This is a genomic window from Emticicia agri (assembly GCF_004168285.1).
GTDB lineage: Bacteria > Bacteroidota > Bacteroidia > Cytophagales > Spirosomataceae > Emticicia > Emticicia agri.
Map to the genome: position 1 here is coordinate 41,013 of NZ_SEWF01000030.1, position 13,739 is coordinate 54,751.

The 13,739-nt window shown below is 37.3% G+C and carries 13 protein-coding genes; 7 read left to right on the forward strand and 6 right to left on the reverse strand.

Features of this window, described 5'->3' with window-relative positions; genetic code table 11:
* Window positions 1-14: 14 nt before the first annotated feature.
* The 6 genes from EWM59_RS18460 to EWM59_RS18485 all read right to left on the reverse strand — a co-directional run bounded on the left by EWM59_RS18460 (window position 15) and on the right by EWM59_RS18485 (window position 4,120).
* The gene (locus tag EWM59_RS18460; RefSeq protein ID WP_130022732.1) at window positions 15-635 is read right to left on the reverse strand and encodes a nucleotidyl transferase AbiEii/AbiGii toxin family protein; all 621 of its coding nucleotides are present in this window, start codon (window positions 633-635) and stop codon (window positions 15-17) included.
* Window positions 590-889: a DUF6922 domain-containing protein gene (locus tag EWM59_RS18465; protein WP_130022733.1), complete on the reverse strand. Its 300-nt coding sequence runs from the start codon at window positions 887-889 to the stop codon at window positions 590-592. Before EWM59_RS18465 ends, EWM59_RS18460 begins: the two co-directional genes overlap by 46 nt.
* Before the next feature lie 4 nt (window positions 890-893).
* A complete protein-coding gene (ribH, locus tag EWM59_RS18470) occupies window positions 894-1,373 on the reverse strand; it encodes a 6,7-dimethyl-8-ribityllumazine synthase (RefSeq protein ID WP_130022734.1) in 480 nt (159 codons plus the stop codon).
* 103 nt (window positions 1,374-1,476) lie between these two features.
* The gene (locus tag EWM59_RS18475) at window positions 1,477-2,172 is read right to left on the reverse strand and encodes a tetratricopeptide repeat protein (RefSeq protein ID WP_130022735.1); all 696 of its coding nucleotides are present in this window, start codon (window positions 2,170-2,172) and stop codon (window positions 1,477-1,479) included.
* A 339-nt stretch (window positions 2,173-2,511) separates the two neighbouring features.
* Window positions 2,512-3,189 carry an AlbA family DNA-binding domain-containing protein gene (locus EWM59_RS18480; RefSeq protein WP_130022736.1) on the reverse strand — a complete coding sequence of 226 codons (678 nt, stop codon included), beginning with the start codon at window positions 3,187-3,189 and terminating at the stop codon, window positions 2,512-2,514.
* A gap of 217 nt (window positions 3,190-3,406) precedes the next feature.
* Window positions 3,407-4,120 carry an MIP/aquaporin family protein gene (locus tag EWM59_RS18485; RefSeq protein ID WP_130022737.1) on the reverse strand — a complete coding sequence of 238 codons (714 nt, stop codon included), beginning with the start codon at window positions 4,118-4,120 and terminating at the stop codon, window positions 3,407-3,409.
* A 313-nt stretch (window positions 4,121-4,433) separates the two neighbouring features.
* On the opposite strand from EWM59_RS18485, the gene purB reads away from it, so the two are divergent.
* The 7 genes from purB to EWM59_RS18520 all read left to right on the forward strand — a co-directional run bounded on the left by purB (window position 4,434) and on the right by EWM59_RS18520 (window position 13,666).
* Entirely contained in the window at window positions 4,434-5,777 is a 1,344-nt protein-coding gene (gene purB / locus EWM59_RS18490; protein WP_130022738.1) for an adenylosuccinate lyase, read from the forward strand.
* A gap of 209 nt (window positions 5,778-5,986) precedes the next feature.
* The gene (locus tag EWM59_RS18495; RefSeq protein WP_130022756.1) at window positions 5,987-8,932 is read left to right on the forward strand and encodes a DEAD/DEAH box helicase; all 2,946 of its coding nucleotides are present in this window, start codon (window positions 5,987-5,989) and stop codon (window positions 8,930-8,932) included.
* Window positions 8,933-9,002: 70 nt separating this feature from the next.
* A complete protein-coding gene (locus EWM59_RS18500) occupies window positions 9,003-9,614 on the forward strand; it encodes a Uma2 family endonuclease (RefSeq protein WP_130022739.1) in 612 nt (203 codons plus the stop codon).
* Between the two features lie 27 nt (window positions 9,615-9,641).
* Complete coding sequence (locus tag EWM59_RS18505) at window positions 9,642-10,595, forward strand: D-2-hydroxyacid dehydrogenase (protein ID WP_130022740.1); 954 nt, start codon at window positions 9,642-9,644, stop codon at window positions 10,593-10,595.
* Between the two features lie 75 nt (window positions 10,596-10,670).
* Window positions 10,671-11,291 (forward strand): carbohydrate binding family 9 domain-containing protein, encoded by a 621-nt coding sequence (locus EWM59_RS18510; RefSeq protein WP_130022741.1) that lies wholly within the window; start codon window positions 10,671-10,673, stop codon window positions 11,289-11,291.
* Window positions 11,292-11,355: 64 nt separating this feature from the next.
* Window positions 11,356-12,984 carry a DUF5916 domain-containing protein gene (locus EWM59_RS18515; RefSeq protein WP_130022742.1) on the forward strand — a complete coding sequence of 543 codons (1,629 nt, stop codon included), beginning with the start codon at window positions 11,356-11,358 and terminating at the stop codon, window positions 12,982-12,984.
* Between the two features lie 142 nt (window positions 12,985-13,126).
* A complete protein-coding gene (locus EWM59_RS18520; RefSeq protein WP_130022743.1) occupies window positions 13,127-13,666 on the forward strand; it encodes a hypothetical protein in 540 nt (179 codons plus the stop codon).
* Window positions 13,667-13,739 lie beyond the last annotated feature (73 nt).

The window sequence follows — 13,739 nt, forward strand, 5'->3', positions numbered from 1 at the left end:
TTATAAACTTTCAATTACCGAACTGATTTTAAATAACTCTGGACTTCCGACTTGATTGCCTTTTTTACATCTTCCCAACTCGTCGGAACTATCATATTTAAGTCGATATCATTATCCGCATCTTCAAAATAGACTAAACTTTGAAGTAACATAAATATTTCAGCATCATATTTTTGTTGATACCATTCTATAATCTGCTTCAATGAATAGTGTTTCAACAGAAAATATAAGTCGATAAAATCTCTCTTTCTTCCTCTATTCGTAATTGCTGCCATTTTCATACTTGCAATATCAGCCAGTACAATCATTCTTATTCCTTCTATCTCAATAAGGTCATTCAAGGGTTTATAAGGATATTTTAAAATATCAACTTTTATATCTTTTATCTGACCTTGTAAGAAATAACCTCTATTAAGGTTTTCTTTAAAATCATATTTTTCTTTCAATTCCGCTGAAAGTATGATAGAATCGAAAGGGGTATTAGTAAATAAATCAATATCAACCGAAATCCTGTGCCCAATCTGCAAGGCAAAAGCAGTTCCACCTACTAAATAAAATTCATTTAATGATGGTTCTTTCATTAACTCCTTTAAAACTCCCAAAGTTTCGGGATAGACTGACTGAGTTTGTAACATCTGAATTCTTCTTTAGGTATATCATAATAGAAGCTACAAAAATTTAATGCAAGGTCTGATAAATACCGCATTTGCACAATCTCCTCCTTTATCTTTTCAATACCATAATACTTATTCATTTCCACCCAATCAGACAACTTTCCATTCATCAAAATACGATTGATAACATCACGCGTATTTTTCTCAAAATCAATCTCCTCAAAATTGACATCCCAGAAAGCGGCTTTTGATATGTTTGGTTTTGCCTTTTGCATCTCCTTACTGTAATCCTAACATTTTAATAGCAGTAATTGCAGCTTCATCACCTTTGTTGCCATGTATACCACCTGCTCTATCTAATGCCTGTTGTTGATTATTTGGTGTCAACACACCAAAAATAACAGGTTTATTATATTTCAAGGCTACTTCGGTTAAACCACCAGCCACGGCATGATTGATATAATCGTTATGCTTGGTTTCGCCCTGAATCACACAGCCAATGGCAATGACAGCAGCTATCTCCGGTTTTTGAGCAAATACCTGTGAGCCGAAACTTAATTCGAAACTACCAGGCACATTGGCTCTGATAATATTTTCTGCTTTAGCTCCATTATCAACTAAGGTTTGATAAGCCCCTTCAAAAAGTGCTTCTGTAATTTCACTATTCCATTCGGCAACGATGATGGCAAATTTTTTCTGACTTATATCAGGTAAACCTGTGGTACTGAATACACTCAAATTTTTGTGTGCTGACGACATTTTTTATTCGGGTAAAGAAATAGACTTTATAGAACAATATTTATTAAAAAAGGGACAAACCAGATTCGGCTTATCCCTTTGATTATGACTGTATAACCAAATTTTACTCGCCGACTGTGCCTTCGAGTTTGGACTTATATTTCTTTGCGTTAGTTATTTCGCCTGAATCAGGATATTTTTCAATAATCTGATTATAGGCGTCTAATGCTGACTTGTTGTCTTTTGCAGTTTCGTAAGCAGTAGCTAACTTCATCAGATATAATGGCGTAAAAAACTTGTTAGGTTTATATTCAGCTGCTTTTTTGTAATAGCTGATAGCCTCTTCGGTATTCTTTTTTTCCATATAAGCATCACCTATCAATGCGTAAGCACGGCCTTGCACAAGTAAATCATTTGAGCTAAAGCTTTTTAAGTGCTCTATACCCTCATCATATTTACCTTGTTTTACCAAAGCAACACCTGCCATAAAGTTTGCCAGATTTCCGGCATCAGTAGAACCGTAGTTAGAGGCCACACTTAGTAAACCTTCGTTACCACCGGTGCCATTCAATGCTTGTTTCAAAGAATCTGCTTCAAAAGCATAAACAGCATTAAACATGGCTACCTGTGCTTCTTCATCCTGTGATTTTGACCAATAATTATAGCCTACAATACCTAAAATTATTGCCAGAATCCCACCACCCACATAGGTAAGCAACGTCTGATTCTTTTTCAAAAAACCTTCTGCTTTTCCAAACTCTTGTTTTAAAGCATCTGCACTTTCAAGAATCTCAATTCCTGTTTTTTCTTTTTTCGCCATTGTTTAGAACTCTTGTTTGATTGTCTGAAAACAGAGCAGTATCATACAATCAAGAAATTTTTATTAATACTTTTGAATGTCCGCAATTTTCGGACTGCAAAGTTATAAAAATGATTCCGAACTTGTTGTATTCTTTTATAAAAAATCTGCTAATTCTTCTGTTTTTAGTGAACTTTCTTTCTTTTTCGAAGAATTAATGGGGTTCAATAGAAGAAATTTGTTTTTTTCGGTGGCAAAAATTGGGTATTAAGTGCTATAAGTGCCTGAAAAACAGCATAAAAGACTTAATAAAAAAAGTCGGGAATAGGACATTCCCGACTTCTGATATGATGTGATTTTCTAAGCTGCCATAAAAAAATCCTGAATCTCATGTGGCTGTACTTTAATGACATTGGCCAACACTAAAACGATTAAGGTACGAGACGCTATTTTTCGGGGAATATTGGCAATGTTAGCATAAGTATCAACTGTAATCCGCTCATTATCTGCCAGATACTTCAGCAGGGTTCTCTCTTTATCGCCATAATGAAATCGGATATTATTTGCTTTGCGTTCGCCTTTCAATATCTCACGCATTTCACGGCTGGCCTGAACCGAACGATCTTCGACCCGTACATAGGCTTTTCGGTTTTCAATTATTCCGTCGAGGTCAACATAGTGGGGCTTAAAAGGGCTTTTAGGAATAGTATATATCAGCACCTCTCGATCGCCTTCTACTGTTACATGCCTGACGTCGTAGTCAATGGCCGGATAAATGTGTCGCTCAATGGCTCGTTGAAGAATAAACTCATCTTCATCGGCAAACTTCAGCCCTTTAATGCTTTTATCGTCACCGACACCGATAATGAGCTTTCCTCCGTCTGAATTAGCGAAAGCAACAATTTCACGGATAATCTTTTCGGGATGATTAGTCTTAAGCTTAAACTCAACATGCTTGTTTTCTCCGTGTCTGACAAGCTCCTTGAGCTCCCGCAAATCAGATCTTGATTGTTGGGTAAATTGATAATCCAATATCATTTCCAGAATGACTTTGGTTTCTTAAAGATAAACAAAACAATTCGATTTTACAAGAACTGTTTTCTACGTAAACGAATATTCTCTATAAAAGTTTATACAATCGTATTAAACCTACAAAAATATTTCTTTACCTATTTGGATGCTAAGTCTAATTAAAGATGAAAGGTATTCATTAATAAATTATTGTCTTAATCCCCCTTCATGGGTTAGGGGTGTTTTACACATGAAACGCATTCATCATCAAAGCAGCGATTACGCCTCCTATGATAGGTCCAACAATCGGAATCCAGGCATAACCCCAGTCATTGGTGCCTTTGCCTGAAATCGGTAAAAGTGCATGAGCAATGCGAGGGCCTAAATCACGGGCAGGGTTAATGGCATACCCCGTTGGCCCACCTAAAGATAAGCCGATTGACCAGACCAGAAAACCAACTAATAATGGGCCATAGCCTGATTCAGGCATACTATAGAATGAAGAAGAAGCTAATATTAATACCATAGTACCTATTACTTCTGAAAGAATATTGCCAGTAGTATGACGAACAGCAGGAGCCGTAGCAAAGATACCTAATTTAGCACCTTTGTCTTCAGTAATACTCCAATGCGGCAGATAGACCAACCAAACCAAAACAGCTCCTATGAAAGAACCTATTAATTGCGCTCCAATAAAAGGAACAACATTTGACCAGTCACCTGTTTTTACGGCCATGGCTACAGTTACCGCAGGATTCAGATGAGCAGCAGAACTACCGAATTTCTGGGCAACAAAAATGCCCGACATTACGGCGAAAGCCCATCCGGCAGTAATAGCAATCCAGCCTGCGTTTTCACCTTTAGAGCCTTTTAGCAATACATTAGCTACGACACCATCGCCTAAAAGAATCAATACGGCTGTGCCTATCAATTCTCCGATAAAATTAGAAGTTTCCATTAATGGGTTTTGTTGGTTTAGGTTGAAAAGAGTAGCAATTTAATTTTTTTTTTGATAGAACAATTAATCCATTGGCATTAAAGCATTAAATTTGTAGGCGATTAAGCAAACACACAAGTGCGGCTAAAGTAAAAGCCTTACATATGCGCCTGTATCAGCTTAATTTTATAGATTAGGCATCGGTTGAATGTCATCGATCTATTAATAAATTTGTCCACCTCATAAAAATACACTTACTATTGATGTAGCTGTCTCAACATAATTTTTAAATCTCTGCCATAAGAGAATTGGCTACACATTAAACTATAATTTTATGATTTTAAATACCCTTTCTGCTATTTCTCCTGTTGATGGTCGATACCGTAAACAAGTGGAAGACTTAGCGAAATATTTTTCAGAGTTTGGGTTGATTTATTACCGTGTTCGGGTAGAAATTGAATATTTCATTGCTTTAGTCGAGCTTCCGGTGCCTCAACTTTCTACTTTTCAGAAATCACTTTATTACGATTTAAGAGCCATTTATCAGAATTTTTCAGAAGAAGATGCGCTTAAAATTAAGGAAATAGAAAAAACGACCAATCATGATGTAAAAGCGGTTGAGTATTTTATTAAAGAAGCATTTGAAAAGTTAGGTATCAGCCAATACTCAGAATTTATTCATTTTGGCCTTACCTCGCAGGATATTAACAACACTGCCATTCCTCTTTCATTGAAAGAAGCCGTTGACAATAATGTATTGCCGGTTTTTAAACAGATTTTAGAAAAACTCTATGCTTTGGCCGACCAATGGAAAGATATTTCTTTATTGGCTCATACACACGGGCAACCTGCTTCACCTACACGTTTAGGCAAAGAGATTCTGGTTTTTTGTGAGCGTATCGAAAAACAAATCGAATTAATACAAACAATTCCATACGCCGCCAAGTTTGGTGGTGCCACCGGTAATTTCAATGCCCATCATGTAGCCTATTCGCAAATAGACTGGGTTGCCTTTGGTAATACTTTTGTGAACGAACAGTTAGGCTTGTATCGCAGCCAGAAAACCACACAGATAGAGCATTATGATATGCTGGCGGCATTAAGCGATAATATCAAGCGTATCAATACTATCCTGATTGATTTTTCACGTGATGTATGGACTTATGTATCGATGGGTTATTTCAAACAGAAAATAAAAGCAGGAGAAATCGGCTCTTCGGCCATGCCGCATAAAGTGAATCCGATTGATTTTGAAAATGCCGAAGGAAACTTAGGAGTGGCCAATGCCTTGTTTGAGCATTTTTCGGCTAAACTACCCATCTCACGTTTGCAAAGAGACTTAACAGATTCTACCGTTTTAAGAAATTTAGGTGTGCCAGTCGCTCATACAGTGATTGCTCTGAAATCGCTATTAAAAGGATTAGACAAACTGGAATTGAATAAAGAGGCTATTGACCACCATCTGGAAGAAAACTGGGCAGTAGTAGCAGAAGGGATACAGACTATACTGAGAAGAGAGGGTTTCCCGAAACCTTATGAGGCGCTTAAAGCACTGACCCGTACGAACGAGAAAATTACAGAAAAGAAAATAAAGGAGTTTATTGACACGCTCGACATAGGCGAAAAAGTAAAATACGAGCTTCGCCGGATTACTCCGTTTAACTATACAGGTATATAGTATTGTAAGAATCAACCTCATCTTTCTTCCCTTTACCCGTAGCAGCATGAGCAATCGTGTTGCTACATTTTTTATAGGGAGTTTCCTTGCAAATCAACTAATCTATCGTCATTTTTGTAGTTCGTACTACCGCCAAAGTCTAAGCCATGATACAGATAAGAAAAGTTTCTCCCAAACATCCTACTGGCAGGGCTTCATATTTTGTAAACATGAAAGTATCTACTCAACAACCATTTGAAATTGTCTATTCATTGTTTGAGCATGAATATTTAGGCTTTTTATTCGAGTCATTCATTATTCAACTCAATGGAAAGGGCGAACTTACCTTACTCAATCAGAACGTTTCCTCAAAAAATATACGTGAGTTCTCCGAACGTTTAGATACCACAGATTTTGAATTGGTGAAACTCATCGATGCGATTCAGCAGGAAGCTATTCTTAAAAAATTTAATACAAGAAAAATAAGTCCGCTGGATTTTTTTCTGAAAGTATATGATGCCGATAAGGGCGATAAGCTACTACAGGAAACGATTCATAGCTATATGGAAAAACATCGTTCCCAGATTTTAGATAAACTGCTGACCAAGCAGGTTTTTATTATGGGAAGCGATGGCGAACCTACCTGGAAGTCGGTAAAGATGATACAGGAAGGCGCAAGGGTCTATTTTAATTTTATCCGCAACGAAGAAAATACCCATTATTTTCCGACCATTAAATGTGAAGGGGAGCGGGTACAGTTTCAGTTCAAAAACGCCAGTGTTTTATGCGAGGAGCCTGCCTGGCTCTTGATTGAGAATAAACTATATCATTTCGAGAAACATGTTGATGGCAAAAAATTACGGCCATTTCTGAATAAGAACCATATCATTATTCCTCGTAATATCGAAGAAACATACTATCAGAAATTCATCGCACCCCTCATTGCTCAATTTGATGTTTTTGCCCAAGGCTTTGAAATACGTTTTGAGAAACATACTTCAAGACCTATCTTAACTATTGCCGAAGCAGTAAATAGTAACCAGAAAGTAATGGCAACACTTTTTGAACAAGATGAGGAAGAAAAGGAAGAAAAAGAAAGTAAAATAGTGTTTGATTTAGCTTTTCAGTACGGTCAATTCACTTTTCGCTTTGATAGTTTTTCGGCAGAGGCATATGTAAATGTTGAAAAGAATGGGAACGACTGGGTTTTTCATAAAATAAAACGTGATTTAGTTTATGAGCGTTTTCAGATTAACCTCCTGAAAGAATGGGGCTTAGATTTACGCCAAGGCCGATTGTCTTTTCCAAAAGCACAGGCATTTTCGTGGTTGCAAAGCCATGCTACTCTATTAGAAGAGAAAAATTTTGAAGTTAAGCAAGAAGAAAATAGCCTGAGTCAGAAACAGTATTTTTTAGGGTATTCGGCCATAGAGATAAATATTGAAGAAAAAAACGATTGGTTTGATATTCAGGCAAAAGTACGTTTCGGAGAGTATGAAATCCCTTTTCTGAAACTCCGTAACCTGATTATGTCTAATAAGCGAGAGTTTACTTTACCAAACGGGCAGATTGCGGTAATTCCTGAAGAGTGGTTTACACGTTATTCAGAACTTTTCAGCTTTGTGGAAAAAACTGATGATGAAGGTATTATTCTTAAAAAACATCATCTGGTTTTAGTGCAGGATTTAACCAACGAAGGTCTGGCTCATTCAGTAATTACTCGTAAGCTTGAAAAATTGCGAGATTTTGAGAAAATTAACCAATATCCTACACCTCAGGGTTTATTAGCTACCTTACGTCCTTATCAGAAAGCCGGATATGATTGGTTAAGGTTTTTGTCTGAATATAAGTTTGGTGGTTGTCTTGCCGACGATATGGGATTAGGAAAAACCATTCAGACACTGGCATTTTTACAATCGCAAAAGGAGTTAGGTCTTGCCCAGCACCCAAGCCTGCTGATTATGCCAACCTCACTGGTTTATAACTGGTTGAAAGAAATTGAGAAATTTGCACCTGACCTGAAAGTGTTTGTTTATACAGGAACTTATCGGGAGAAAAATACAGAACAATTTGATAATTATGATTTGATTCTGACTTCCTATGGTATTGTCAGGATTGATATTGATTTCATCAAAGATTATCGGTTTCATTATGTAATCTTAGACGAATCGCAATCTATCAAAAACCCTACGTCATTTATTTCAAAAGCAGTAATGCAATTGAATAGTGCTAACCGATTAATTTTGACAGGTACGCCTTTAGAAAATAGCATAATGGATTTGTGGACACAAATGACATTTATTAATCCGGGGCTTTTGGGTACACAAAGTTTCTTCAAGAATGAATATCAGATTCCTATTGAAAAGCATCAGGACGAAAAGCAGACAAAGCACTTATATAGCCTGATAAAGCCGTTTATGCTTCGCAGACACAAGTCGCAGGTAGCTACCGAGCTTCCGCCTAAAGTAGAAAGTGTGCATTATTGTGATATGACCGAAGAGCAGGAAAAAACCTATGAAGAGGCTAAATCGTACTACCGCAACATTATTTTAGAACAGATTGAGCAGGATGGACTGGCAAAATCGCAGATGGTAGTTTTACAGGGGTTGACAAAACTGCGACAACTGGCAAATAATCCGGTGATGATTGATAAAGAGTATGAAGGTAATTCGGGGAAAGACGAAGAGGTTTTGCAGAAATTAGAGACCATTATTGAAGAAAACCATAAGGTATTGGTTTTCAGTCAGTTTGTGAAACACCTGGCAATTTTCAGACATTATTTAGATGAAAACCATATTCCTTATTGCTATTTAGATGGTTCAACTATTAATAGACAAGACCAAGTTGACCGTTTTCAGACTGATAAAACAATCAAGATATTCCTGATTTCATTAAAAGCCGGAGGTTTAGGGTTGAATCTGACAGCCGCCGAATACGTTTTTCTATTGGACCCGTGGTGGAATCCGGCCATTGAAGCACAAGCGGTTGACCGGGCGCATAGAATAGGCCAGCAGAACACAGTTTTTACCTATAAATTCATTACCCGTAATTCGGTAGAAGAGAAAATTCTGGCTTTGCAACAAAACAAAAGAAAGCTATTTGATAACCTGATTACTACGGAGGAGACATTTGTGAAATCATTGTCGAAAGAAGATATTATTAAGTTGTTGGAGTAAGATAATTCAGGAATAAGACGTTTTGAATAGAGTAAAAAAACAACTATTTTCGATTCATAAATCTACAGGTATGGTAAGTATAAACAAGAATCCGAAGAGAGGTAAAGCCAAGCATATACCAGAAAGTCTTATTTATGAGATAATTGAAGGTAAGCCTTTTTATTACGAAGGCTATAAAGATGTTTTGTCCAATAAAAAAACTACTGAAGAAATCATAGGTTCAAGTGGTATACAATCTTATATTATTTACTATCTATTGAAAGTATTGTATGCTAAGTTAGATGGTATTAAATATGTTTTCCTCACTAATGAAATAGGCGCACATTTAGATACTAATAACAATCTTTCAGGTGACATTTATATTTATGAAAAATCAAAACTTTCTCCGGAGAAAATCAATATTTACTATGTAGATGTAGCTCCTAAAATAGCTATAGAAATAGATATCAGAGTAGATTTATCAGATGAAAAAGATTTCGGCTATGTCTTTACGAAGACCCATAAATTACTTGATTTTGGTGTAGAGAAGGTATTCTGGATTTTTACAAAGCATCAAAAAGTGATGATAGCAGTAAAAGACCAAGACTGGATTACTAAAGACTGGAATCAGGAAATTGAATTATTAGATAATGAATTTTTTAATATCGGTCAGTTCCTTGCTGAAGAAGGCGTAAAACCTTAATTTTTCATCAACCTTACAACAATCCTAATGAAAATAGTTTACCTTGACGCCTACACTATTAATGCCCTCGGAGATTTAGATTTATCTATACTCTATACTTTAGGAGACGTTACGCTTTATGACCGCACATCTAAGGAGCAGATAGTAGAACGTGCCAAAGACGCAGAAGTGATATTGACTAATAAATGTCAGTTGAATCGTGAGATTATCAGTCAGTTACCTAACCTGAAATATATTGGTGTTACTGCTACCGGCTATAATATTATTGATGTAGCTGCTGCTAAAGAGCATGGTATCATAGTTACTAATGTGAAAGGTTATAGTTCTGCATCAGTAGCCCAGTTGACTTTTTCTCTCATGCTAAGTTTTACCAATCGGGTAGCAAAACATGCTGAAAATATAGATAAAACATGGCCATCATCTGCCGACTGGTGTTTTTATTTTAATCCTTTGGTTGAATTAGAGGGTAAAACTTTGGGAATAATTGGTTTTGGAGACATTGGCAAAAAAGTGGCTAATATAGGCTTAGGCTTTGGTATGAAGATTCTGGCCAATAAAAGAGACCTGAATAGCGGTGATATGGAAGGGGTAGAATTATGCGAAGTAGAAAAAGTGTTAAAAGAAAGTGATTTTGTAAGCCTGCATTGCCCGCTGACTGCCGATAATCAGGGCTTTATTAACAAAGATTCTTTAGCACAGATGAAATCATCAGTCATACTAATTAATACTTCTCGTGGGGGATTGATTAATGAAGCCGACTTAGCAGAAGCTCTGAATGTGAGCCGCATTGCAGGAGCAGGGTTAGATGTACTTTCTTCTGAACCTCCCGCAAATGATAATCCGCTCTTAACCGCTCAGAATTGCATCATTACCCCTCATATCGCCTGGGCTGGCGTGGAAGCACGAAAGCTATTGTTGAAAGGTACCATTGAAAACATCAAGGCCTATCAGAAAGGTACTCCTATCAATGTGGTTTCGTAATATTTCTGGCAGAATTGCAACTTTTTTAACTGCACACATGTAGTAAGAAGTACTATCCGTATTATTAATTTTTTTATGAAAAAACTTTACGCTACCATAGGAGCCATCCTATGCGTAATGAGTAGTCTATCAGCACAAGACAACAAAACTTCAAACGAAGAAAAGTACAGTATCCACATTAAAAAATCTGCCAATCCAATCAAATTAGATGGTCTTTTAGAAGAAGAAAGCTGGAAGACTGCCGATATTGCCAAAGATTTTTTTCTCGGTCGCCCTTATGATACTTCCTTTGCTCAGTTACAAACCGAGGTTCGAGTAGCCTTTGATGATAATTTTCTATATGTAGGGGCTATTTGTTATCAACCCCGAAACAGTTATACCATAGCTTCATTAAAGAGAGATTTTGAGCAAGGTACAAGCGATGTGTTTATCATCAATTTAGATACATTCAAAGATCGTTTGAACGCCTTCCAGTTTGTTGTCAATCCTTATGGTGTACAACGTGAGGGTCTGGTTTTCAATGGTGAAGAGGTCTCGAACTACTGGGATAATAAATGGTATTCACAGGTACGGAATTATGACGATTATTGGGTAGTGGAAATGGCTATTCCGTTTAAAACGCTTCGGTATAAAGTAGCTGATGAGCAGAATACCTGGCGGGTAAACTTTACGAGAAATGTATTAAAAAAAAAATGAGCGGTCAAGCTGGAGACCCGTTCCCCGTAATTTTGCTCCGGCGAATCTGGCATTTACAGGTTTAATGATATGGGATGAGAAACCTCCTAAGCCGGGAGCTAATGTGTCGGTTATTCCCTATGTTTCATTAGCGGCTCAAAAAGATTTTCCGAGAAACGAAGAAGATTTAAGCCCTTTAGCTATTAATGCGGCTTATCCTAAAGGTATTGGCTTAGATGCCAAAGTAGCTGTTACACCCTCTTTGAATTTAGATTTAACCCTTAACCCTGATTTCTCGCAGGTTGAGGTTGATAAACAGGTAACTAATTTAAGCCGTTTTGAGTTGTTTTTCCCGGAAAGACGTCAATTCTTTTTAGAAAACAACGACCTTTTCGGTAATTTTGGTTTTCCTGATACCCGACCATTCTTCTCACGCCGCATTGGTATTACCCGTAACCCTAATACAGGGCTGAATCAGCAGGTACCTATTTTAGCAGGTGCTCGGTTGAGTGGAAAACTGAATGACAAATGGCGGATTGGTTTGATGAATATGCAAACAAAAAAAGTGAATTTTGGAAACGATGCCTATTTACCTGCGACTAATTATTCAGTAGCCACACTCCAGAGAAAAATATTCACTCGCTCAACCATAGGCGGTATCTTTACTAACAAAGAAAACCTGTTTGGTGATTTAAGCGAACAGCAAACAAGAAATTATCGGAAATATAACAGGGTAGGAGGGCTGGAATTTAATTATTATTCAAAAGACAGCCGTTTTGAGATTGAAACCTACTACCATCAGTCATTTTCGCCCGATGGAAAAAAAGATGCGGCAAGTGCCGCTCATTTTATGGGTTATCATCACCCGAATATTGACCTGAATTTTGGTGTGCAACGCATTGGGGAAAATTACCGGGCCGATATAGGTTTTGTGCCTCGTACGGGTATATGGCAATTATACCGTCCTGCCACCTTCATATTAAACCCTAAATCTGCATCTGTTGCGAAGTATATTAATGCCTATGGTATCGGTACAGAAGGAAGTGATGTATTTGATTTGAGAGGAAAACGATTAGATAGTGAGTCGAATATTTTTATTTTTGCTAATAGTCCGGCAGGTGATGAAGCCTATATAGCCTATAGTTGGAGTTTTACTCATCTCTTTGATAGTTTTGACCCTACCAATGCCAGCGACAACCCAAACCCTGATACTTACAAAAATGTAATAGAATTACCCGTAGGCGACTATCGTTCAAGGTCTTTTAATATTGGCTATGAGAGTAGTCAACGATATAGCCTGACAGGTACTTTTGATTTTAGCACCGGGAAGTATTTTAACGGAAAAGCAAATATATTAGAGGGTAGTATTGCCTATCGTTTCCAGCCTTATGGAATTTTTACGATAGATTATAATTATGCTAAAATTGACTTGCCCACCCCTTATAATAGTGTGCAATACTGGTTATTAGGCCCAAGGGCAGAGTTGGCGGTATCAAAGAGCTTATTCTTTAGTACATTTTTCCAGTATAATACCCAGACCAATAATATCAATATCAACTCTCGTCTGCAATGGCGATTCCGCCCGGTCAGTGATATTTTTCTGGTATATACCGATAATTATTTTGCCGAGAATATCACCAGATACTATGTCAATGCCTGGGCTCCTAAAAACAGAGCATTGATTCTGAAAATGACCTATTGGCTGAATATTTAGGTATCCGGCAATGGTTGGGAATCTGCTTTTAAAACACCTAAAGAAATAGGGGTAAAGTCCGTTTCGTTTGTCTTTGTTAAAAATTCTTACGTATGCAACCTTTGTATAGGTAAAAGCATCATTAACAAAAATGAACAATACTATGAAACGTAACGCCTTTGCCATTCTTGTTTTGTTTTGCTTGCTTTTTGTTACCGAAACCAACGCCCAGCGGCGTGGATACAGGTATCGTTATGCGCCGCCTCGTCCTTATGTGCGTGTTTTGCCTCGTGTAATTGTTCCGAGAATAGTGGTACCGCCTCCGGTTATCGGTTTTTCCTGGGGCTATAGGCCAAGAGTGTATGTAGTACCACCACCCATCATTATCGGAGGTGGAAGGGGTTGGCGTCATTATCATCGTCATGGATATGATTGTAATGACCGTTGCCATCGCTGGAGTGATGACCGTTATTATCGTGACAGAGAACGCAGCTATTACGATGACAAAAGAGATAGAAATTATGATGATAGAAGACGGTATTACGACGACAGAGACCGAAGATATAATGATGAAGATAGAAACCGTCGCTACAATGATAATGACCGCTACTACAATAATCGTTTAGAAAATAACCCGCAGTCCTCACCAAAGACTTATAATACCGACGAAGATTCGTACGAAGAAGAAACCGATACTGTTTAATTTAAATAAATGAGAGTATGTAAAAAGGGTAGGAAAGTAATTTTTCTGCCCTTTTTTTATGGCTGAATCAAAA

Bases quoted from the DNA above. Each gene is read 5' to 3' on its own strand.
- EWM59_RS18460 (WP_130022732.1), bottom strand. From the start codon at position 635: ATGTTACAAACTCAGTCAGTCTATCCCGAAACTTTGGGAGTTTTAAAG.
- EWM59_RS18465 (WP_130022733.1), bottom strand. From the start codon at position 889: ATGCAAAAGGCAAAACCAAACATATCAAAAGCCGCTTTCTGGGATGTC.
- ribH (WP_130022734.1), bottom strand. From the start codon at position 1,373: ATGTCGTCAGCACACAAAAATTTGAGTGTATTCAGTACCACAGGTTTA.
- EWM59_RS18475 (WP_130022735.1), bottom strand. From the start codon at position 2,172: ATGGCGAAAAAAGAAAAAACAGGAATTGAGATTCTTGAAAGTGCAGAT.
- EWM59_RS18480 (WP_130022736.1), bottom strand. From the start codon at position 3,189: ATGATATTGGATTATCAATTTACCCAACAATCAAGATCTGATTTGCGG.
- EWM59_RS18485 (WP_130022737.1), bottom strand. From the start codon at position 4,120: ATGGAAACTTCTAATTTTATCGGAGAATTGATAGGCACAGCCGTATTG.
- purB (WP_130022738.1), top strand. From the start codon at position 4,434: ATGATTTTAAATACCCTTTCTGCTATTTCTCCTGTTGATGGTCGATAC.
- EWM59_RS18495 (WP_130022756.1), top strand. From the start codon at position 5,987: ATGAAAGTATCTACTCAACAACCATTTGAAATTGTCTATTCATTGTTT.
- EWM59_RS18500 (WP_130022739.1), top strand. From the start codon at position 9,003: ATGGTAAGTATAAACAAGAATCCGAAGAGAGGTAAAGCCAAGCATATA.
- EWM59_RS18505 (WP_130022740.1), top strand. From the start codon at position 9,642: ATGAAAATAGTTTACCTTGACGCCTACACTATTAATGCCCTCGGAGAT.
- EWM59_RS18510 (WP_130022741.1), top strand. From the start codon at position 10,671: ATGAAAAAACTTTACGCTACCATAGGAGCCATCCTATGCGTAATGAGT.
- EWM59_RS18515 (WP_130022742.1), top strand. From the start codon at position 11,356: ATGATATGGGATGAGAAACCTCCTAAGCCGGGAGCTAATGTGTCGGTT.
- EWM59_RS18520 (WP_130022743.1), top strand. From the start codon at position 13,127: ATGAAACGTAACGCCTTTGCCATTCTTGTTTTGTTTTGCTTGCTTTTT.